We start from the raw sequence: 21,305 nt of genomic DNA, 5'->3' as shown, positions 1-21,305 counted from the left end.
TCGTGCTAACTTGTCGCCCGACGGATCAGCCGACGATCTCGTTGCCCGAGAAGAACTGCGCGATCTCGATCGCGGCGGTCTCCGGTGCGTCCGAGCCGTGCACGGAGTTCTCGCCGATCGACTTTGCGTAGAGCTTGCGGACGGTGCCCTCGGCCGCCTTGGCCGGATCGGTCGCGCCCATCACCTCGCGGTACTTGGCGATCGCGCCCTCGCCTTCCAGCACCTGCACCACGACCGGACCCGAAGTCATGAAGTCGACCAGCTCGCCGAAGAACGGGCGCGCCTTGTGGACGGCATAGAAGGTCTCGGCCTGCTCCTTGGTCATGCGGATGCGCTTCTGCGCGACGATGCGCAGGCCCGCCTTCTCGATCACGGCGTTGACCGCGCCGGTCAGGTTACGCTCGGTCGCGTCGGGCTTGATGATCGAGAAAGTGCGTTCGATGGCCATAATGTCTTGTCCTTGGGAAGAAAGCGGTGGTTCGGGGTTGCGGGGCTTATATCGGCGCCTTTGCCGGACGGCAAGCGACCGCCGAAGCGGCCCGCACAGGCGCTTCGCCGCAGGGACGGGCTGCCAATTTCAGCATGGATGACAACAATTTCACCCGGATGAACCCAATCTGAAACCGCCGTCAGGGTTCGGTTCAGCTTCGCCGGCGTAAGGTCGGGTCCATCGAAGCTGAAGCCCGATCATCAGGCCGACCGTTTCGGCGGCATTTCCCATCGGCGCGATAGCCCCGCGCCGGCAGTACCGAGGAGATCACCATGTTGAGGAAACTTTCGCTTGCCGCTGTCGCAGCGGTCGCGCTGGGTGCCGCGCTGGCACCGACCTCGGCCTCCGCTCATTGGCATGGCGGCGGCTGGGGCTGGCGCGGCGGCGGCTGGCACCACGGCTACGGCTGGGGTGGCCCGCGCTTCCATGCCCCCGTCTCCTACGGTTATGGCGGCTGCTATGTGCGCCGGCTGGTCCCGACCCCCTGGGGACCCCGCTGGCGGCTGATCAACCGCTGCTACTGAGCCCGTCAGCACCTTCCCAAAGGTACCTAGGCCCCCCAGGTACCTTCCAAGAGAAGCCCCGGCGCTCCCCTCGCCGGGGCTTTGCCTTGAGCGGAAAAAGCGCCGTTCATACAATTTTTGCTAGAATGCCCGGCATGACCTGCCCTAGGCGAAACTATTTGGCCGCCAATGACTTGGTACCGTGTCCTTACTTTCAGAGCACGGAACTCCCGATGGCTAGCCTCTTTGCCGATGACAGCGAACAGATCGACCGGCGCACCAGCCGCTCGATTTGCGACGCGGTAGGCGAGCGGCTGCAGCAGAGCCTCCGGCCGGAACCTCGCCTCCCAACACATCTCGAGCAGCTCCTCGACGAATTGAGGCAGCGCGAGCGCGAGCCGCACTGACCGGCGCGTGATCCGGAAAGGTGCAGCCGTTTTCCTGCGCGACGAACGCGGCAGGCGTTTGCGCGGAGATCATGCTCGAACCATGACCACGGAAAAACGGGTTGCGTTTGATCCCGCCTGCGGTGACAAGGCCGCATGCTTGCTATCACCGACCTCTCCATCCGCCTCGCCGGACGCCTTTTGATCGACCAGAGCTCCGTGCAGATCACGCCCGGATCACGCGTCGGCCTGGTCGGGCGCAACGGCACCGGCAAGTCGACGCTGTTCAAGGTGATCCGCGGCGAGCTCGCGGCCGAGCACGGTTCGGTGACCCTGCCGCCGCGCTGGCGCATCGGCAGCCTCGCGCAGGAAGCGCCGAACGGTCCCGAGAGCCTGATCTCGGTCGTGCTCAAGGCCGATCTCGAACGCGACGCGCTGCTCGCCGAGGCCGAGCACGCGACCGATCCACACCGGATCGCCGAGATCCAGACCCGGCTCGTCGACATCGACGCGCATTCGGCTCCGAGTCGCGCCGCCGCGATTCTCTCCGGCCTCGGCTTCTCCGCCGCCGATCAGCTCCGCCCCTGCGCCGAATTCTCCGGCGGCTGGCGCATGCGCGTCGCGCTCGCCGCCACGCTGTTCGCGGCCCCCGACCTGCTGCTGCTCGACGAGCCCACCAACTATCTCGACCTCGAGGGCACGCTGTGGCTGGAGGATCACCTCGCGCATTATCCGCGCACGGTGATCGTGATCAGCCATGACCGCGACCTCCTGGAAAGCTCGGTCGACCAGATCCTGCATCTGGAGCGCGGCAAGCTCACGCTCTACAAGGGCACCTATGCCTCCTTCGAGGAGCAGCGCGCCGCGCGCGAGCTGCTCGACGCCAAGGCGGTCAAGCGCCAGGAGGCCGAGCGTGCGCGCCTGCAGGCCTTCGTCGATCGCTTCAAGGCCAAGGCTTCCAAGGCGCGCCAGGCGCAATCGCGCGTGAAGATGCTGGAGCGGCTGAAGCCGATCACGGCGCTGGTCACCGAGGACGTGCGCGAGATCAGCTTTCCGGCGCCGGAGAAGATCCTGTCGCCGCCGATCATCGCCGTCGACAACGCCTCGGTCGGCTACGATCCGGCGAGCCCAGTGCTGAACCGCGTCACCCTTCGCATCGACAATGACGACCGCATCGCCCTGCTCGGTGCCAACGGCAACGGCAAGTCGACGCTCGTCAAGCTGCTCGCCGGACGCCTTGCGCCGTTCTCCGGAAAGGTGACGCGCGCGGACAAGCTGTCGATCGCCTATTTCGCGCAGCACCAGCTCGACGAGCTCAACGAGGACGCCTCCGCCTACGACCATGTCCGCAAGCTGATGGGCGATGCGCCGGAGGCGAAAGTGCGGGCGCGCGCCGGCGCGATCGGCTTCTCCGGCAAGGCGGCCGACACCAAGGCCGGCAGATTGTCGGGCGGCGAGAAGGCGCGGCTGCTGCTGGGCCTTGCGACCTTCTTCGGCCCCAACCTGATCATCCTGGACGAGCCGACCAACCATCTCGACATCGACAGCCGCGGCGCTTTGGCCGAAGCGATCAACGAGTTTCCCGGCGCGGTGATCATGGTCTCGCACGACCGCTATCTGATCGAGGCCTGCGCCGACCGGCTCTGGATCGTCGCCGACCGCACCGTCACCAATTACGACGGCGACCTCGACGAATACCGCCGCCTGGTGCTGTCCACACGCAACGCGGAAGCCCCGCGCGAGCGCAGTGCTGCGACTGAGAAGCCGCAGCGCGCAAGATCGGACAATCGCGGCTCGCTGAAGAAGCGCATCGCGGATGCCGAAGCCGAGATCGCCCGCGTCAGCGAGATCATCACCAAGATCGACACTGCCCTCGCTTTGCCCGACATTTTTACGCGCGATCCCAAGCAGGCCGCGCAATTGTCGAAAGCGCGCGCCAATGCCGCCGATGCGCTGGCGCGGGCGGAGGAGCAATGGCTGGAGGCGAGCACGCAGTTCGACGAGGCGACGGGGTAGCTGAGCTCTCGTGTCCCGGACGCGGCGTGGCATGAAATGACGCGACGCCGAGCCGGAACCCACGCGTCAGCGTGCATGCGGCTCCTCGGCCCCGGCTCAGCAGCGCATCGCTCACGCGCTGCGCAGCGTCCGGACATGCGTACCTCGATAGCGGCCGATCCGCCTACGCGTGCTTCTTCTTCGGCTTCACCGCCTTCGGCGCCGGCGGCGGCTCGGGATTGCCCTCGATCGAGGACAGGCGGCCGGAGGTGAAGGTGTAGATGCCCGCGCGCGGACCGGTGGTCCAGGTCACCACGGCGACGCGGCGGCCGATGGCGTCGTTGGACAGGTTGACGCTCGAGGGCGCGCCGATGCCACGCACCACGTCGCACTCGGTGTGGCCGAGCGCGACCGTGCCGCCCATCGGAGCGGGAGCCGTCGTCGAGGCGTTGGCATCGGCCGGTCCGGGAGGCGGCGCCATGCCGGGACAGGCGCCGTCGGCGCTGACGAGGTCCTCAGGCCCCACCGGCTTGTCAGGCGTGAGCGGGGGCGATTCGATCGAGATGTTCTTGATGAAGAGACGGCCGGGTCTCTGGAACCATTCGGCGTCTTTCGACAACAGATCGGTCCCGCCCGAACAGCCCGCGACCAGCGGTGCTACGGCAGCCAACGCAATCATGATCGAGCCGGGAAGCTTTTGATGTCGCACGATAAACTAATTCCCCGCGTGAAGGACCTGCCCTAAACGATTGTCCCAACATCCCTTTGCGGCACGAAGGTGGCCGAAGCCAGCGTCGCCCGAAAAGTGCAAATTATCATTAATTGCGAGCGACCCTAATTCCGCTTCTGCCACCGGCCCCGTTCATCGGCCTGCCAATAGGTGACATCAAACCCCCTTGCCTTGCAATCCGTCCAGGCCGTGCGGGCGAGCGCAAGCGCGTCCGGATCGTCGCCGTTGAACAGCAGCACCATGCGCTCGTAGCCCTGTGAGTCCTCCGGCAACGCGGCATTGTCGATCAGGAAGCGGACATTCGCACCGTTGGGATTGCTTCCTTCGATCGCCAGCACGATCGGCTGATCGGCGGCGTCGTTCACCCGCCATGTCGCGTGCGGCAGGAAGGAATCGTCGCGATAGGTCCACAAATGCGCGTCGAGCGCATCGGCGCGCTCCTCCGAGCTCGACTGCACCACGACGCGCCAGCCGCGCTCGAGCGATTTCTCGAGAAGCGGCGGCAACACATTCTCCACCGTCATGTTCTGCAGATGGTAGAACAGAACTTCAGTCATCTCAGGTCATTTGCGCTCGTAGTGGTCGGAGACCAGGCGATCGAGCAGGCGAACGCCGTAGCCGCTTCCCCAGCTCTGGTTGATGTCGGTCTTCGGCGCGCCCATCGCGGTGCCAGCGATGTCGAGATGCGCCCAAGGCGTGCCGTCGACGAAGCGCTGGAGGAACTGCGCTGCGGTGATCGAGCCGCCATGGCGGCCGCCGGTGTTCTTCATGTCGGCGAACTGGGAATCGATCAGCTTGTCGTATTCGGGGCCGAGCGGCATCCGCCAGACCTTCTCCCCACTCTCGACGCCGGCCACGAGCAGCCGGTCGGCGAGCTCGTCATTGTTGGAGAACATGCCGGCATGCTCGGTGCCGAGCGCCACCATGATCGCGCCGGTCAGCGTCGCCAGATCCACCATGAATTTCGGCTTCACTTTCTTGGCTACGTACCAGAGCACATCGGCCAGCACGAGGCGGCCCTCCGCGTCGGTATTAATGATCTCGATGGTCTGACCGGACATCGAGGTGACGATGTCGCCCGGCCGCTGCGCGTTGCCGTCGGGCATGTTCTCGACGAGGCCGATGGCGCCGACCACGTTGACCTTGGCTTTACGCGCAGCGAGCGCATGCATCAGGCCGACGACGCAGGCCGCGCCTCCCATGTCGCCTTTCATGTCCTCCATGCTGCCGGCCGGCTTGATCGAGATGCCGCCGGTGTCGAAACAGACGCCCTTGCCGACGAAAGCGACCGGTGCCTCGCCCTTCCTGGCCCCGTCCCAGCGCATGATCACGGTGCGGCTCGGCCGCGCCGAGCCCTGGCCGACGCCGAGCAGCGCGCCCATGCCGAGCTTCTGCATCGCCTTGACGTCGAGCACCTCGACCTTGACGCCGAGCTTGCGGAGCTGACCGGCGCGGCGTGCGAATTCCTCGGGGAAAAGCACGTTCGGCGGTTCGTTGACGAGGTCGCGCGCGATGATCACGCCGTCGATGACGTGGCCGGCCGAGGCGAACGCCTTCTTCGCAGCGCCGGCATCGCCGACCGCAAGCGAGACGTCGGCGCGCGAACCGGCCTCCTCGCCCTCCTTCTTCTTGGTCTTGTAGCGGTCGAACTTGTAGGCACGTAAGCGAAGGCCCGAGGCGATCGCCACCGCCTGCTCGCTCGTCATGGCGCCGCCGGGCAGTTCCGCCATGACGGTCATGGCGGTGGTGCCAGCAGGCAGCTTGCTCGCCGCCACACCGCCGAATTTGAGGAAATCGTTCGCCTTCAGGCCGGTCGCCTTGCCGGCGCCGATCACGATCAGCCGGGTCGCCTTCACGCCCTCCGGTGCCAGAATGTCCAGCGCGGCTCCGGTCTTGCCTTTGAAGGCGGCCGCGGCAGCCGCGCGCTTCACAAGGTCGACAGCGCTACCCAGCGCCTTGGCCGTCGCCGGGCCGAGCTTCAGGCCGTCGTCACAGAATACGACCAGGATGCCACGGGGGGCGGCAGACAACGGGACAAAGCCGACCTTGATGGCATCGGACATGGATAACTCCTCCAAAATATGGGGCTTTTCGTCGTTCGGAAGTTCCAGCCACAAACCGGAACTGAACGGCGATTCACAGGACTTTCGCCACTATGGGCCACCCGCCCTCCAGATGCCAAGCACCGCCGTGGCCGTCGGGCCACAAATGGGAAATATTAACCATATGATGAGGGTGCCACGGGGCAGCCATTTTGTTGACGGATCAAAGGGATGGTAGTGAGAGAATGAGCTGGCGGAAGAGCTGCTGGCCAACCTTGGGGATCCCCTGACCGGGATGGGTTGGACAGCCGGAGCTCCGGCCTGCGATGGGGCTTGGTGGGAATTCGTGCAGTAGCGCATGGGGTCGATCGATAGGTATATCTTCCGCACGACGCTGGCGTCGTTCGCGCTGGTCCTGATCAGCCTCACCGGCGTGATCTGGATTACGCAGGCGTTGCGCGGCATCGACCTGATGACGAGCCAGGGCCAGACCATCCTGACCTTCCTCGGCATCACCGGTCTGGTCATCCCGGCCCTGGTCCTGATCATCTCGCCGATCGCGCTGATGATCGCGATCTCGCACACGCTGAACAAGCTCGCGACCGATTCCGAGATCATCGTGATGAATGCCGCCGGCTTCTCGCCGTTTCGGCTGTTCCATCCGTTCTTCTATGCCACCTGCGTGGTGGCGCTGCTGGTCGCCTTCATCGCGGCCTATCTTGCTCCCGACGGCATGCGGCGGATCAAGCAGTGGGACGCCGAGATCACGGCGGACGTGCTCACCAACATCCTCCAGCCCGGCCGCTTCGCCCAGCTCGACAAGAACCTCACGATCCGCATCCGCGAACGCCTGCCCGGCGGCATCCTCGCCGGCATCTTCATCGATGACCGCCGCGATCCGAACGAGCGCGTCTCGATCGTGGCCGAGCATGGCGAGGTCGTGAAGAACGACACCGGCTCGTTCCTGGTGCTGGAGACCGGCAATCTCCAGCGCTTCGAGGCGGGCAAGCGCGATCCGGCGCTGGTGGCCTTCGGCCGCTACGGCTTCGACATGTCGAAGTTCTCGGGCCAGGGCCGCGACGTCACCCTCGGCATCCGCGAGCGCTATCTCTGGGAGCTGTTCTCGCCGTCCGAGGACGATCCCGTCTACAAGCAGATTCCCGGCCAGTTCCGTTCGGCCCTGCACGACAGCATCCTGGCGCCGATCTATCCCTTCGCCTTCGCGGTGCTGACCTTCGCCTTCCTGGGGGCGCCTCGCACCACCCGCCAGAGCCGCAATTTCTCGATCGGCTCCGCGATCCTCGCGGTGTTCGGCCTGCGCATGGCCGGCTTCGCCTGCTCGGTGATGGCGGTGAAATCTCCGGGCGCCGTGCTGGTCCAATATGCGATGGTCACCGGCGCCATCGGCGTCGGGCTGTGGATGATCATCGGCGGCGTCGTGGTCGAGCCGCCCCCTGGCCTGATGGAGGCCATCAACAGGTCGAACGCTCGTATCGCCCGGCTGTTCGGACGCCCGGCCACCGCATGAGCATGCTCACCAACACACTCGGGCGCTATTTCGCCGGCCGCTTCGTGGTGGCGGCGCTCGGCGTGTTCGCCAGCATCTTCCTGCTGCTGGTCCTGGTCGACTACATCGAGATGGTGCGCAAGACCTCGGGCCTCGCATCCGCCTCCGCGATCATGGTGGCCGAGACCTCGCTGTTCCGGGTGCCGCAGCTTTTGGAGAAGCTGACGCCGTTCTGCATGCTGATCGGCGCCATGACCTGCTATCTCGCCCTCTCCCGCCGGCTCGAGCTCGTGGTGGCGCGCGCCGCCGGCATCTCCGCATGGCAGTTCATCTCGCCGGCGCTCGGCAGCGCGCTCCTGATCGGGGTGATCGCCACCGTCGCCTACAATCCGATGTCGGCCAATCTGCGCGAGGCCTCCAAGCGCATGGAAGCCGAGCTGTTCGGCTCGGCGCCCGGCGGCGGCATCCAGGACGCCTCCGGCTTCTGGCTCAACCAGGTGACCAGCGACGGCCAGACGATCATCAATGCGGCGCGGAGCGAGCAGCAGGGCATCCGGCTGACGGGACTTACGCTGTTCCGGTTTGACGCGGACCAGCACTTCAAGGAACGGGTCGAGGCGCGCGAGGCGACGCTCGAGGCCGGCCGTTGGCTGTTCAAGGGCGTCCGCCGCTTCTCGCTGGATGCACCACCGATCGAACAGGCCAGCCTGGAGATTCCGACCACGCTGACCGAGGCTCAGGTCCGCAACAGCTTTTCCACACCCGAAACTGTGTCATTTTGGCAACTACCGAGCTACATCCGCTCCTCCGAGAGCTCTGGCTTCGCGACAGCCGGATACCGACTCCAGTATCAGAAGCTTCTGGCACAGCCGTTTCTGCTCGCGGCCATGGTGATGCTCGCGGCCTCCGTGTCGTTGCGCTTCTTCCGGATGGGCGGCGTGCAGAAGATGGTTTTGAGTGGCGTGGGCGCAGGCTTTCTGCTCTACGTTCTGTCGAAAGTAACTGAGGATTTGAGCAAGGCTGAGTTGATGCATCCGATCGCTGCGGCGTGGTTGCCCGTTGTGGTGGGCGGCCTCACCGGCTTTTTGGCCTTGCTCTATCAGGAGGACGGATAGTGACTGCCGTCCACCGAGGGCTCGTGTCTCGTCTGACGCGGCGCACGTCGGTGCGCGCGAACGGGCGTGGCTGGTCGATCCGCAAATTCCTGATTGCTGTCGTCGCGGCTGCCTCGCTCGGCGGATTGATCGACGCTGCCGCCGTGGCGCCGGCCGGCGCCCAGAGCTTCACCTACAATCCGCTGCCGCCGCGTCCGAAGCCGCCGAAGGTCGTCAACGACAACCAGATGCTGGTTCAGGCGACCGAGGTCGACTACGACTACAACAATTCGCGCGTCTCCGCTGTCGGTAACGTCCAGCTGTTCTATAACGGCACCAGCGTCGAGGCCGACAGGGTCATCTACGACCAGAAGACCAAGCGGCTGCATGCCGAAGGCAACATCCGCATGACGGATGCCGACGGCAAGATCACCTATGCCGAGATCCTGGATCTCTCCGACGATTACCGCGACGGTTTCGTCGATTCGCTGCGCGTGGACACGGCCGACCAGACCCGCATGGCCGCGAGCCGCGCCGACCGCTCCAGCGGCAACTACACGGTGTTCGAGAACGGCGTCTACACGGCCTGCGCGCCGTGCAGGGACGATCCGAAGAAACCGCCATTGTGGCAGGTCAAGGGTGCGCGCATCATCCACGACCAGCAGGAGAAGATGCTGTATTTCGAGACTGCACAGCTCGAATTCTTCGGCGTGCCGCTCGCCTACATGCCCTATTTCTCGACGCCCGACCCGACCGTGAAGCGGAAGAGCGGCTTCCTGATCCCGGGTTATATTTCCGGCACGGACAAGACGGGCTATGGCGTCGAGGTTCCCTATTATTGGGCGATCGCGCCCGACATGGACACAACCTTCACCCCGCGCTTCCTGTCGCGGCAAGGCGTGCTGCTGCAGGGCGAATTCCGACAGCGCCTGATCGACGGCGCCTACCAGATCCGCGCGTACGGCATCGACCAGCTCGATCCCGGAGCGTTTGCCGGGCAGCCCGGCGACCGCCAGTTCCGCGGCGCCATCGACACCAAGGGTCAGTTCGCACTGAACGACAAATGGGTCTGGGGTTGGGACGGCGTCCTGATGTCCGATTACTATTTCTTCTCGGACTACCGGCTCTACCAGTACCGCGATCCGCTCGGCTCGTTCCTGTTGCTGCCGACGGAAGCGCTGTCGCAGCTCTATCTGACCGGCGTCGGCAACCGCAGCTTCTTTGATGCGCGCACGATGTACTGGTTGAGCTATTCGGGCAACCAGAGCCAGGTGCCGATCGTCTACCCGGTGATCGACTACTCCAACGTGCTCAACTATCCGGTGTTCGGCGGCGAGTTCAGCTACAAGACCAATTTCGTGAACCTGTCGCGTGACGAGGCGGTGTTCGATCCGATCACGACGGTCGCCAACACCAGCAGCCTGTGCACCACGGCGTCGGCCGATCCTCTGGCCCGTACGCCGTCGCAGTGCCTGCTGCGCGGCTTCCCCGGCACCTATACCCGCCTCACGGCGGAAGCGCAGTGGCGCAAGTCCTTCACCGATCCGCTCGGCCAGATCTGGACGCCGTTCGCCAGCCTTCGCGCCGACGCGATCAACTCCTCGGTCTCCAACCAGCCCGGCGTGTCGAACTACCTGCCCGTCGGCGACACCCAGGCGTTCCGCCTGATGCCGACCGTAGGCCTCGAATACCGCTATCCCTTCATCAACGTTCAGCCCTGGGGCTCGACCACCGTCGAGCCGATCGCGCAGATCATCATCCGGCCGAACGAGACCTATGCCGGCAAGCTCCCGAACGAGGACGCCCAGAGCATGGTGTTCGACGCCTCGAACCTGTTCAGCGTCGACAAGTTCTCCGGCTACGACCGCGTCGAGGGCGGTGGCCGTGCCAATGTCGGCGTGCAGTCCACCACGCAGTTCGACAAGGGGGGCGCCGTCAAGGTGCTGTTCGGCCAGTCCTACCAGCTGTTCGGCCTGAACTCCTTCGCAGTCCAGGACACCATCAACACCGGCCTGGATTCCGGTCTGGACAAGCCGCGGTCCGACTACGTCGCGAGCGCCAGCTACTCGCCCAACAGCACCTACACGTTCAGCGTCCGCTCCCGCATGGACGAGCAGACCTGGAACGTGCAGCGCTTCGAGGCTGAAGGCCGCGCCAACTTCAATCGCTGGGCGGTCAGCCTGCTGTACGGCAATTACGCGGCGCAGCCGGAGCTGGGCTATCTGACGCGCCGCGAGGGCATCCTGACCACGGGCTCGCTGAAGATCGCGACCAACTGGGTGGTGTCGGGCTCGGCGCGTTGGGACCTCGAGGCCAACAAGATCAACCAGTATGTGGTCGGAGCCGGCTATGTCGACGATTGCTTCGTGCTGGCGGCGAACTATGTAACTTCGTATAGCTATGCCGCGGGCACCGCACCGCCCGTGCTGAGCCACGCGTTCATGTTCCAAATCGGCCTGCGCACGCTGGCAAACTCGTCGACGACCAGCGGTCCCACCGGCCTCCAGTGAACGGTTTGAAGTGCCGGCCGCGTATGCCTCACCACAACGCGACTGACATGCGAGCGACATCATGACGACTCCATTGCCTGTCTTCCGCCTCCTTCTCGCCATCGGTGCCGGGCTGATGCTGAACGCCCTGCCCTCGCCGGCGCGCGCGCAGAACATCGTCGTCATGGTCAACGGCGACCCGATCACCGATTTCGACATCGAGCAGCGCTCCAAGCTCGACCAGCTGACGACGCAGAAGACCCCAAGCCGGCAGGAGGTCATCAACCAGCTGATCGACGACAAGGTGAAGCTCAAGGAAGGCAAGAAGTACGGTGTCGACCCCGGCGTCTCCGACATCAACCAGTCCTATGAAGGCATGGCGCAGCGCATGCGCATCACGCCGGACCAGCTCACCAAATCGCTCGAATCCAAGGGCGTTCGACCCGAGACGCTGAAGGGCCGCATGAAGGCCGAGATGGTCTGGACCAGCCTGGTGCGCGGCCGCTACAAGGAGCGCCTCCAGGTCGGCGAGCGCGACGTCGCGCGGGCCGTGCAGGCGCAGACCGGCGAGAAGCTTCAGGTCGAGGGCACCGAATACAAGATGCAGCCGATCGTGCTGATCGTGCCGCGCGGCTCGTCCCCGGCGTTCCTGGAGACACGGAAGAAGGAAGCCGAGACCTATCGCGCGCGCATCGGCAGCTGCGAAGAGGCCAATTCGCTGTTCCGCTCGACGCCGAACGCGACCATCCGCGACAGCATCACCAAGACTAGCGCGGAACTGCCCGAGGCGCTACGCAAGGTGCTCGACGATACGCCGATCGGGCACCTGACCGCGCCGGAGATGACCAAGGCCGGCATCGAGATGGTGGTGCTGTGCTCGCGCAAGCCGACCATGATCGACACGCCGAAGAAGCGCGAGGTCCGCGAGAAGATGTATCAGGAGAAGTACGAGAAGACCCAGAAGGCCTATCTCGAAGATCTCCGCAAGGCGGCGATGATCGAATATCGCAACCGCTGATGGCCAAGCCCCTCCCAGAGCCTGCCATCAGGTCCACAGCCAAGCCCCTTGCCCTGACCCTGGGAGAGCCCGCCGGCATCGGCCCCGACATCACCATCGCAGCCTGGCTCAGGCGCCGCGAGCTGAACCTGCCCGCCTTCTATCTGCTCGGCGACGAGGCGCTGATCGCGCGGCGCGCCAAAGCGCTCGGCGCCGACATCAGGATCGCCGCGGTGAGCCCCAATGAGGCCGCTTCCGCCTTCACCGATGCCCTGCCCGTGGTCGCGACCGGCGAGCGCGCGAGCGCCGAGCCCGGCAAGCCCGACGCATCCAGCGCGCCGGCCGCGCTCGCCTCGATCCGGCAGGCTGTGATCGACGTGCGCGCGGGTCGCGCTGGCGCCGTCGTCACCAACCCGATCGCCAAGAGTGTGCTCTACCGCGCCGGCTTCCGTCATCCCGGCCACACCGAATTCCTCGCCGAGCTTGCCGCAGAGAACGGCCGCGTTCCGCAGCCGGTGATGATGCTGTGGTCGCCACAGCTCGCTGTGGTGCCGGTGACCATCCATGTCTCGATGCGCGACGCGCTGGCCCAGCTCACCAGCGCCCTGATCGTCTCGACCGTACGCATCGTCGCCGCCGAACTGAAATCCCGCTTCGGCATCGGAAAGCCGCGCATCGCGATCTCCGGCCTCAATCCGCATGCCGGCGAAGACGGATCGCTCGGCCACGAGGAGCAGACCGTCATCGCGCCGGCGCTGAAAGTGCTGCGCAACGACGGCATCGAGGCCGGGGGCCCGCTGCCCGCCGACACCATGTTCCACGAGGCCGCGCGACGGACCTATGACTGCGCGGTCTGCATGTATCACGACCAGGCGCTGATCCCGATCAAGACGGTCGCCTTCGACGACGCCGTCAACGTCACGCTCGGCCTGCCCTTCATCCGCACCTCGCCCGATCACGGCACCGCCTTCGACATCGCCGGCACGGCCAAGGCCAATCCGGCCAGCCTGATCGCGGCGCTCAAGCTTGCGCGCCGCATGGCCGCGTCGCAAAGCTGATGGGCGCGATCGACGACCTCCCGCCGCTGCGCGAGGTCATTCGACGGCATGCGCTATCGGCCAGGAAGTCGCTCGGCCAGAACTTCTTGCTCGACCTCAACCTGACCGCGCGGATCGCGCGCGCGGCCGCGCCGCTGGACGAGGCGACGATCGTCGAGATCGGCCCCGGCCCGGGCGGGCTGACGCGGGCCCTCCTCGCACTCGGCGCCAGACGGGTCGTCGCCATCGAGCATGACGAGCGCGCGATCCCCGCCTTGCAGGACATTTCGGCGCGCTATCCCGGGCGGCTCGAGATCGTGCATGGCGATGCCATGACCTTTGATCCGCGTCCGCTGCTCTCGGGCGACCGCGCAAAAATCGTCGCCAATCTGCCCTACAACATCGCGACCCAGCTTCTCATCAACTGGCTCACCATCGAGCCCTGGCCGCCCTGGTACGAGATGATGGTCCTGATGTTCCAGCGCGAGGTCGGCGAGCGCATCGTGGCGCGCGAGAACGAGGAGGCCTATGGCCGGCTCGGCGTGCTCGCCAACTGGCGCTGCGAGACCAGGATCCTGTTCGACATTGCGCCGTCCGCCTTCGTGCCGCCGCCGAAGGTCACCTCCTCCGTCGTGCGCCTCGTGCCGCGCGCAGAGCCGCTGCCGTGCGAGCGCAAGCTGCTCGAACAGGTCGCAGCCGCCGCCTTCGGCCAGCGCCGCAAGATGCTGCGGCAAAGCCTGAAGTCGCTCGGCGTCGATCCCGCACGGCTGGCGAGCGCCGCCGGCGTCGATGCAACGCGGCGCGCCGAGACCATTCCGATCTCCGGCTTTGTTGCCATGGCGCGCGAATTGGCCGATATACGCGGCGAAACGTGAGCGAAGCATGATCCGGACCCGAAGGGCCGCGTTAGCGCAAAGCGTGAAGCGGTTTTCCGATCAGATCATGCTCAAATGGCGAACCGAAGCGAACGCTTTGGCGCAAATTCCGGAGGAAAGAAAATGGCGTTGATGCGTCGGCAGTCCCTGGTCAAGTTCGATGCGCCGCTGTGCGAGACCATCGTCGACACGCCCAAGCCGCAAGGCCGTGAAGTGCTGGTGCGCATCGAGCGCTGCGGCCTCTGTCATTCCGACCTGCACATCCAGGACGGCTATGCCGATCTCGGCGGCGGCAAGAAGCTGGACACCACGCGCGGTATGACGTTGCCCTTCACGCTCGGCCACGAGATCGCCGGCGTCGTCGACGAAGTCGGCCCGGACGTAGCAGCCGGCCTCGTCGGCGCCAGGAAAGCCGTCTTCCCATGGATCGGCTGCGGCCAGTGCCGCGATTGCCAGAACGGCGACGAGAACCTCTGCGTCAAGCAGCGCTTCCTCGGCGTCTCCATCGACGGCGGCTTCGCCAGCCACGTGCTGGTGCCCGACGCGAAATACCTGCTCGACTACGATCCCCTTCCCGTCAACCAGGCCGCGACCTTGATGTGCTCCGGCGTCACCGCCTACGGCGCGCTCAAGCGCCTGGTCGACCGTCCGCGCCAGCGCAACCTCTTGCTGATCGGCCTTGGCGGCGTCGGCATGATGGGCCTGTCGTTCGCGCAGGCGATGTTCAAGCAGCCGATCACGGTCGCCGACCTCTCGCCGGCCGCCCGGGATACCGCGCTGAAGAACGGCGCCGCAGTCGCCTACGACCCGTCCGAGCCCGACGTCGTCAAGCGTATCCTGAAGGAGACCGAAGGCGGCTTCGACGAGATCGTCGATTTCGCCGGCAACGAGAAGTCGATGGCCTTCGCGGTCGCCGTCGCCGCGCGCGGCGGCAAGATCGTGGTCTCCGGCCTGATGGGCGGCCAGTTCACGCTGCCGATGGTGCAATGGGTCTACAAGCGCATGACCATCGAAGGATTCATGGTCGGCACGCTCAGTGAGGCCCACGAGCTGATGGCGCTTGCACGCGCCGGCAAGATCAAGCCGACGCCGATGCGCGAGGAGCCGATGGGCGACGTGCAGAAATGGATCGACGAGCTTCGCGCCGGCAAGGTCGTCGGCCGCATCGTGCTGAAGAACTGATCCACTCCAGCGGCGGGCGCGACGCAAGTCTCGCCCGCCGCACGGAACGCCTTCGGCCGCGCCGCGTTGGCAGCGCATGTCCATTCGCTGCACCGTCGAAAGCGCATTCTTCATCGCCTGGAGCTGTCTGGAGCGGAGCGGCGAGCTCGGCCCACCGGACGAGAGCGCGAATCTCCTGCTCGACGCCATCGAAGCCCAGCTCCGGACCGGCGAACGCCGGCAGTTGATGCTTGCCAACAAGGCGATCGACGCCTTCCGCGCGCATGCGGCCCAACGCCATCCCGCGGGCGATTGCCGAGCACGCGTCGGGTGATGTTCATCGCCGCCCCTCGGGCCCGCCGTGCAAAGCGTACGGATAAGACGCTTGGCAGCCGGACGGCCCGCCGATCCGCAGGCCGACTATGTTCACTTCTGAACAGACTCGGCGAGATCAACGCTGCCGGACCTGCACGCACGCAACCGCCACTTCCGACGCGGCAATTCTCAACCGTTCACGAAGCCCTTGTGTGCACTTTGGAACCGTCGGTTCCGTCACGGAAACGTAGGCTTCTGATCGGCGCCGATTCCCGGCCAGCCAAGAGAAGAAACTGTGACCGGTCGGCCCCAGAACGATCTGCTCCGGCAGCTCACCTCCCGAGATTTCGAACTCCTCGCACCCCATCTCCAACCGGTCGAAGTCGAGACGGGCCATATCCTGCATCACGCCGGCGACGCCGTTGCGGCCATTCATTTCCCCTGCGGTCCCACGCTCGTGTCGTTCGCCGTGCCGGTCGAGGATGATCGCGAGGTCGAGAGCCTGCTGGTGGGACGCGAGGGGGCGGTGGGCGTTGCCGCCGGCCGCAATCCTTCGCTCGCCTATTCCCGCATCGTCGTGAAGCTGAGCGGCACGCTCGTCCGACTGCCGCTGCGCGCGCTCGAGCAGGCGCAGCAGAGGTCGGCAGCGCTGCAAGAGACCTTTTCGCGCTATGCCGACTGCCAATTCGCGCAATTGCTGCAAACCGCGGCGTGCAACGCCGCGCATTCGATCGAGCAGCGCGCCGCCAAGTGGATCATCTCCACGCAGGATCGGATCGGCGGGGCCGAGATCCCCCTCACCCACGAGCAGCTCGCCGGCATGCTGGGCGTCTCCCGCAGCTATGCCAGCCGTGTCATCCAGATGTTCAAGGCGAGGCGCATCCTCGCCACCCGCCGCGGCGCCATCCTGATCCTCGACGCACCGGCACTCGACGCCAGGGCCTGCTGCTGCAACGATTGGGTCAAGAAGCACTTCGACGAAGTGCTGGGCGCGGCCACCGCCGGCGACTAGCATTTGATCGCATCTGATCGCTCGCAAGAGGACCTCAGGCTTGGCGCAGCGATCGGCGCTTCAGGTGTAGATAGATCGGACTGAAATCTCCGAGCCGCTGCAATTCGCGCCATTTCAGCACAATCAACTCGCCGTCCCGTAGATCCATTGCTCCGCTCCGCCTGAGCTCGGCGAGCGTCCGGTTCACCGTTGCGATTGCCATGCCCAGCGTCTCGCCGAGCTGCGCCAGGCTGATCGGCACGCGGCAGCGATTGCCACGGACGAGTCCTGCCGCGCGGGCGCGGTAGAACAGCTCGCAGAACAAATGCGCCATGCGCACCTGCATCGGCCGGGCGCTGTTGTTGGTGATGGCCTCGCGAAAGATCGCGGCATCGCGCAGCGTCTCGCGCCAGACGGCCTGGCTAAAGGTCGGCCGCCGCCGAAACGCGATGAGCAATTCGCGATGCGGGATGAAGGCGACCGAGGCCGGCCCCAGCGCACTCAATCCATGGTCCATCTGCTCGATGAACAGCCCCTGCGCATCCGGCAGGTCGCCGGTGAGGTGGAATGCAAGATATTGTCGCCCCCCGCTGCCGAGCAGGTGGTAGCGCGCGACCATGCCGGACACGACCAGCGCCGAATGCTCGGGTTGGTCACCCTGACGGATGAAGTCCTCGTTCGGCAGGAAATCGCGCACAGTGAAGGTGAGCGTGCGGATCTCGGCGATATCCTCCGCGGCGAGCGCGGTGTGCCCGCAAAGGTTCCGGATCAGCACGTCGTGGGCTTGTTCCATGGGGCCGTCAAAAATCGCGCCGGGTCTATCAAATGATACGCCTGGCTTGGGTTCAGCGGACTAGAACGCCAGTCGGAAGCACAGGTTGCTAACCGGTTTGCGATCGGCCCGGGTCGCATCCCACCGATCACTCGCAAGCACCGAGCCCGTCCGTCTCATGAGCCCTACGACCATTCTGGAGCGCATCCGCACCCTGTTCGCATCTGAAACGAGCGCGCACCTCGACTTCATCAGCGATGCCTTCGAGAATGGCACGTTGAAGGAGCCGGTCCGACCGATGTCGGATCGGGAACTCGCCCGCGCCATCCGCGAGTTCCGCTCTGAGCCAGTCTCCAACTGGACCCTCGCCAAGCTCTCGCGGCGCTTCGCCGAAGTATCAAGGCCGCCGAACGACTGAAGCAGCACGCACGCATGCCGCATCCAAAGTTCATCGCGCGTCTGCAGGACGCAGCGGCACGTCGCGGATGCCTGCGGACTGTCGATCGTCCACATCAATCGCACCATCCAGGAGCTGAGGCATCGTGGATTGATCGCCTGGGGGGCAGCGAGATCGAGCTGCTGCAACCCGAAGAGTTGTGCCGCCTTAGCGGATTTCGCGCCGGACTATCTTCGCGACGTTCCGCCGCCCGTGGCAAAACCGCAAGATCGGTCGAGCACGTGAAGCCCGCCCGCGCTCTAGCTGGTGCTGCCACGGAGAACGGAACGATGACGGCGGCGCTTCACAACTACCATGCCCGGATGCAGCGGGTGCTCGATCACATCGACCGGCATCTGGACGACGATCTGGACCTGGATGCGCTGAGCAGCGTCGCAGCCTATTCGAAGTTTCACTTCCACCGGCAGTTCACGGCGACCTTCGGGCTGTCGGTGCATCGCTATATCCAGCTCGCCCGCATGAAGCGCGCTTCATACCGGTTGGCCTACGGCGACGCCGAGAGCGTCACCGACATCGCGATGGATGCCGGCTACGACGCACCTGACGCCTTCGCCCGCGCCTTTCGGCAACGGTTCGGCCAATCGCCGTCGTCGTTCAGGAAGTCTCCCGATTGGGAGCCGTGGCTTGCGGCCTTCGGGCCTCTCGACAACGCGAGGAGCAAGTTCATGCAGAAGACCTTTACGACCGACGACGTGACGATCCGCGACGTGCCGACGACGGCAGTCGCGATCATGGAGCATCGGGGCGAGCCGGCGACGCTGCCCACCACCATCCAGCGCTTCATCGCCTGGCGCAAAGCCGCCGGCCTGCATCCCAGGACAAGCCCGACCTTCAATGTCTGGCGTTCCGAGCGGCGGCCTGCCTCGCCTGCCGACTATAGCGTGGACCTCTGTGTCGGAACCGACCAGCCGGTCGAGCCGAACGGCGAAGCGATCAGGTGCGGCGAAATTCCCGGCGGACGCTGCGCCGTGTTGCGCGTCGTCGGCAACACCGGCAATCTGGAGCCCGCCGCGCTCTACCTTTATCGCGACTGGCTTCCGGCCAGCGGCGAGGAAGCACGCGACTTCCCGATCTATTGCCAGCGACTGAGCTTCGTCCCGGAAGTCCCCGATCACGAGGCGACCGCGGATCTATTCCTGCCGCTGAGATAACGGTCTCGGGTGGCGGACTTGCGCTTCCGATTAAAGGGAAGGCGACGTTGCCGTTGGACTGAACTTCCGTCACCACACCTACAATCATTCCGGGATGCGGGCGCAAGCACGCGGGCCCGGAAATCCATCGGGCCGCATGCTTCGACGTGCGATGGATTCCGGGCTCGCCCTTTCAGGGCGCCCCGGAATGACGAGTGGAGACCGGGCCCACCGCTCGCGAGGCGTCGGGCAAAACACCCTGGTCAAGCCCTCGTTGCACAAATATTTCACTTTCCCGAATTTCGGATTTATGGCATACACGCGACATCCCGGCCCTTGCCAAAGGGGCGCTTCGCGATCGTCACGAGATGCGGGCCGGGTGGCGGTGGACGCGGCAGCGCCGGCGCGGATCAGCGGGAAGACAGGGCGGGCAACCGTGAGTCCTCACGCGACGCGGCACGACACGGCGCCGTAACAGCGGTCTCGTTGAGCTCGGGGGTGAGCACGCGCCAGCCCTCGACGCTCCGGCGGGACCGTCCGCGGACGGAGAAGTCGTGTGGTCCTGGCGCCCGGGGTCTGTGCGTCAAGGCTTGCGGTGATGTGGCGGCCAACCGGCGCGCGCATCAGCTATCCGCAAGGCGACGGGGGCAATAGTGCATCGCTCCCCGGGGAGAGCACGAAGGACACCGTTAAAACCAGCCGCGCAGGGAAGGCCGGGCGTTCGGCCAACCCGTGATCCACCCCGTGTGCACTTCTGTCGCGCACGGATCTGCGGGTGCCGCCGGCGCCCGGCCTTCCCTGCGCCCTTTGGCCTTCAAGGGGCGTGAACGAAACCGCAAAGCTCGGGCGAAACGCGCCGCGGGAACGCGGCGTCATGACCCTCGCTCGCAGGCGCAGACTGTCGCGGCGCTTTTCGCCCGCGCGGCGGGCTGTTAGACTGGCACCATTATTTTGAGGATTTTTGATGCGCGCGAGGATTTTCAATCGCGTCCCGGGGCTGGCAGCGCTGATCGCCGCCGTGCTCGCCGTCACGACGCTTCAAGCATCGGCCGAGAAGCGCATCGCGCTCGTGGTCGGCAACTCCGCCTACAAGAACATCACCCCGCTCGACAATCCGTCCAGGGACGCCAGCCTGATGGCGGAGACGCTCGGCGCGCTCGGCTTCACGCTGGTCGGCGGACGCGCCCAGCTCGATCTCGACAAGGGCGCGATGGATATCGCGGTGCAGAGCTTTGGCCGGCAGGTCCAGGGCGCCGACGTCGCGCTGTTCTATTATGCCGGCCACGGCGTGCAGGTCGCAGGCTCCAACTATCTCGTGCCCGTCGGCGCCAATCCGACCCGGGAGGCCGACGTCGATTTCCAGATGACCGACGTCAACCTCGTGCTGCGCCAGATGCAGGGTTCAGGCACGCGCCTCAACCTCGTGATCCTCGATGCCTGCCGTAACAACCCCTTTGGCTCTCGCGGCCTTCGTTCCTCCGACGGCGGCCTCGCGCAGATGCGTGCGCCGGAGGGCACGCTGATCTCCTATGCGACCCAGCCCGGCAACGTCGCCCAGGACGGCAGCGACGGCCATAGCCCCTATACCAAGGCGCTCGCCACGACGATCCGGGTCGCGGGCCTCGACGTGTTTCAGACCTTCAACCAGGTCGGTCTTGCCGTGAAACGCGCCACATCAGGCGCGCAGCAGCCCTGGGTATCGTCCTCGCCGATCGACGGCACCTTCTATTTCGTGCCGCCGAGGCAAAGCCCGCCGCCGCAGGTCGCGGCGATGCCGCCCGATCCGTTGCCCGATCGGCTGCGCGCCGACCCCGACCGCGTGCCGCTGCGCGATGCCGCCCTGCTCAGCGAACTGAGCGAGCGGCTCTACGAGCTCAATTTCGATCCTGACACGCCCGACGGCCTGACGCGCGCGATCACGAAACTCCAGCAGCGGATCTCGATGGCGCCGACAGGTGAAGCGACCGAAGGCCTGCTGCTGAGGATGCGCAAGATGGAGGATCTGAAGCCGTGGGGCTCGATCGTCTACGGGCCCGACAGCAGCAAATGGGGCATGTCGTGGAATCACGCCTCGCGGCGCGCCTCGGTGGCGGACGCACGCGGCAATTGCGGCGACGCCAAATGTCCGATCGAGCTCTCGTTCTACGGCCGAAGCTGCGGCGCCTTCGCCATCTCCGACAAGTCGTGGTCGCTGGTCCAGCGCGACAGCGTGCAGCGCGCGAAAGACGCGGCGCTTGACGAATGCGGCAAGGCTGGCAAAGCTTGCCGCATTATCGGATCCGTCTGCGCCGACGGCTCCGGCCGCTGATACCTTTTTCATTCGGATTTTTTGCT

Annotated in this window: 21 protein-coding genes; 16 read left to right on the top strand and 5 right to left on the bottom strand. The window is 65.6% G+C overall.

What is annotated here, in order from left to right; genetic code table 11:
* Positions 1 to 25: 25 nt before the first annotated feature.
* Positions 26 to 448: a nucleoside-diphosphate kinase gene (gene ndk, locus XH87_RS17660; RefSeq protein ID WP_035715388.1), complete on the bottom strand. Its 423-nt coding sequence runs from the start codon at positions 446 to 448 to the stop codon at positions 26 to 28.
* A 314-nt stretch (positions 449 to 762) separates the two neighbouring features.
* Between ndk and XH87_RS17655 the strand changes: the two genes are divergently transcribed.
* The 3 genes from XH87_RS17655 (at position 763) to XH87_RS17645 (ending at position 3,395) form a co-directional block, all read left to right on the top strand.
* Entirely contained in the window at positions 763 to 1,014 is a 252-nt protein-coding gene (locus XH87_RS17655) for a hypothetical protein (RefSeq protein ID WP_035715387.1), read from the top strand.
* 212 nt (positions 1,015 to 1,226) lie between these two features.
* Positions 1,227 to 1,400 carry a hypothetical protein gene (locus XH87_RS17650; protein WP_271588255.1) on the top strand — a complete coding sequence of 58 codons (174 nt, stop codon included), beginning with the start codon at positions 1,227 to 1,229 and terminating at the stop codon, positions 1,398 to 1,400.
* A 135-nt stretch (positions 1,401 to 1,535) separates the two neighbouring features.
* Positions 1,536 to 3,395 (top strand): ABC-F family ATP-binding cassette domain-containing protein, encoded by a 1,860-nt coding sequence (locus tag XH87_RS17645; protein WP_271588254.1) that lies wholly within the window; start codon positions 1,536 to 1,538, stop codon positions 3,393 to 3,395.
* A gap of 163 nt (positions 3,396 to 3,558) precedes the next feature.
* Here XH87_RS17645 and XH87_RS17640 read toward each other — a convergent pair whose 3' ends face one another.
* The 3 genes from XH87_RS17640 to XH87_RS17630 all read right to left on the bottom strand — a co-directional run bounded on the left by XH87_RS17640 (position 3,559) and on the right by XH87_RS17630 (position 6,167).
* The gene (locus XH87_RS17640; protein WP_081492576.1) at positions 3,559 to 4,044 is read right to left on the bottom strand and encodes a hypothetical protein; all 486 of its coding nucleotides are present in this window, start codon (positions 4,042 to 4,044) and stop codon (positions 3,559 to 3,561) included.
* Positions 4,045 to 4,208: 164 nt separating this feature from the next.
* Positions 4,209 to 4,661, bottom strand: a complete 453-nt coding sequence (locus tag XH87_RS17635; protein ID WP_271588253.1) for a DNA polymerase III subunit chi — start codon at positions 4,659 to 4,661, stop codon at positions 4,209 to 4,211.
* A 6-nt stretch (positions 4,662 to 4,667) separates the two neighbouring features.
* Complete coding sequence (locus tag XH87_RS17630; RefSeq protein WP_271588252.1) at positions 4,668 to 6,167, bottom strand: leucyl aminopeptidase; 1,500 nt, start codon at positions 6,165 to 6,167, stop codon at positions 4,668 to 4,670.
* A 337-nt stretch (positions 6,168 to 6,504) separates the two neighbouring features.
* Here XH87_RS17630 and lptF point away from each other — a divergent pair, with 337 nt between their 5' ends.
* The 9 genes from lptF to XH87_RS17585 all read left to right on the top strand — a co-directional run bounded on the left by lptF (position 6,505) and on the right by XH87_RS17585 (position 16,633).
* The gene (gene lptF / locus XH87_RS17625) at positions 6,505 to 7,674 is read left to right on the top strand and encodes an LPS export ABC transporter permease LptF (RefSeq protein WP_271588251.1); all 1,170 of its coding nucleotides are present in this window, start codon (positions 6,505 to 6,507) and stop codon (positions 7,672 to 7,674) included.
* Complete coding sequence (lptG, locus tag XH87_RS17620; protein WP_271588250.1) at positions 7,671 to 8,768, top strand: LPS export ABC transporter permease LptG; 1,098 nt, start codon at positions 7,671 to 7,673, stop codon at positions 8,766 to 8,768. The genes lptF and lptG overlap by 4 nt, the downstream gene beginning before the upstream one ends.
* Positions 8,768 to 11,257, top strand: coding sequence for an LPS-assembly protein LptD (locus XH87_RS17615; RefSeq protein WP_271588249.1), 2,490 nt, complete (start codon positions 8,768 to 8,770; stop codon positions 11,255 to 11,257). The genes lptG and XH87_RS17615 overlap by 1 nt, the downstream gene beginning before the upstream one ends.
* A 61-nt stretch (positions 11,258 to 11,318) precedes the next feature.
* Positions 11,319 to 12,254, top strand: coding sequence for a SurA N-terminal domain-containing protein (locus XH87_RS17610; protein WP_271588248.1), 936 nt, complete (start codon positions 11,319 to 11,321; stop codon positions 12,252 to 12,254).
* Positions 12,254 to 13,291, top strand: a complete 1,038-nt coding sequence (gene pdxA / locus XH87_RS17605; RefSeq protein ID WP_271588247.1) for a 4-hydroxythreonine-4-phosphate dehydrogenase PdxA — start codon at positions 12,254 to 12,256, stop codon at positions 13,289 to 13,291. Before XH87_RS17610 ends, pdxA begins: the two co-directional genes overlap by 1 nt.
* Positions 13,291 to 14,145, top strand: a complete 855-nt coding sequence (gene rsmA / locus XH87_RS17600; RefSeq protein WP_035715360.1) for a 16S rRNA (adenine(1518)-N(6)/adenine(1519)-N(6))-dimethyltransferase RsmA — start codon at positions 13,291 to 13,293, stop codon at positions 14,143 to 14,145. The genes pdxA and rsmA overlap by 1 nt, the downstream gene beginning before the upstream one ends.
* 123 nt (positions 14,146 to 14,268) lie before the next feature.
* Positions 14,269 to 15,327, top strand: a complete 1,059-nt coding sequence (locus tag XH87_RS17595; RefSeq protein ID WP_271588246.1) for an alcohol dehydrogenase — start codon at positions 14,269 to 14,271, stop codon at positions 15,325 to 15,327.
* Between the two features lie 76 nt (positions 15,328 to 15,403).
* Positions 15,404 to 15,640, top strand: a complete 237-nt coding sequence (locus XH87_RS17590; RefSeq protein WP_271588245.1) for a hypothetical protein — start codon at positions 15,404 to 15,406, stop codon at positions 15,638 to 15,640.
* A gap of 276 nt (positions 15,641 to 15,916) precedes the next feature.
* Entirely contained in the window at positions 15,917 to 16,633 is a 717-nt protein-coding gene (locus tag XH87_RS17585; RefSeq protein WP_271588244.1) for a Crp/Fnr family transcriptional regulator, read from the top strand.
* A 34-nt stretch (positions 16,634 to 16,667) separates the two neighbouring features.
* Here the strand turns inward: XH87_RS17585 and XH87_RS17580 are convergent, their stop codons facing one another.
* Entirely contained in the window at positions 16,668 to 17,405 is a 738-nt protein-coding gene (locus tag XH87_RS17580) for a Crp/Fnr family transcriptional regulator (RefSeq protein ID WP_271588243.1), read from the bottom strand.
* A gap of 157 nt (positions 17,406 to 17,562) precedes the next feature.
* On the opposite strand from XH87_RS17580, the gene XH87_RS17575 reads away from it, so the two are divergent.
* From XH87_RS17575 to XH87_RS17560, 4 genes are all read left to right on the top strand, one after another.
* Entirely contained in the window at positions 17,563 to 17,802 is a 240-nt protein-coding gene (locus XH87_RS17575) for a hypothetical protein (RefSeq protein ID WP_035715351.1), read from the top strand.
* A gap of 21 nt (positions 17,803 to 17,823) precedes the next feature.
* A complete protein-coding gene (locus XH87_RS17570) occupies positions 17,824 to 18,066 on the top strand; it encodes a helix-turn-helix domain-containing protein (protein WP_271588343.1) in 243 nt (80 codons plus the stop codon).
* Between the two features lie 44 nt (positions 18,067 to 18,110).
* Complete coding sequence (locus XH87_RS17565; protein WP_271588242.1) at positions 18,111 to 18,992, top strand: AraC family transcriptional regulator; 882 nt, start codon at positions 18,111 to 18,113, stop codon at positions 18,990 to 18,992.
* A 943-nt stretch (positions 18,993 to 19,935) separates the two neighbouring features.
* Positions 19,936 to 21,279: a caspase family protein gene (locus tag XH87_RS17560; protein ID WP_271588241.1), complete on the top strand. Its 1,344-nt coding sequence runs from the start codon at positions 19,936 to 19,938 to the stop codon at positions 21,277 to 21,279.
* Positions 21,280 to 21,305 lie beyond the last annotated feature (26 nt).

Origin of the sequence: Bradyrhizobium sp. CCBAU 53415, assembly GCF_028128735.1 — a bacterium.
Classification (GTDB): domain Bacteria; phylum Pseudomonadota; class Alphaproteobacteria; order Rhizobiales; family Xanthobacteraceae; genus Bradyrhizobium.
This window is presented reverse-complemented; position numbering and strand designations above follow the sequence as displayed.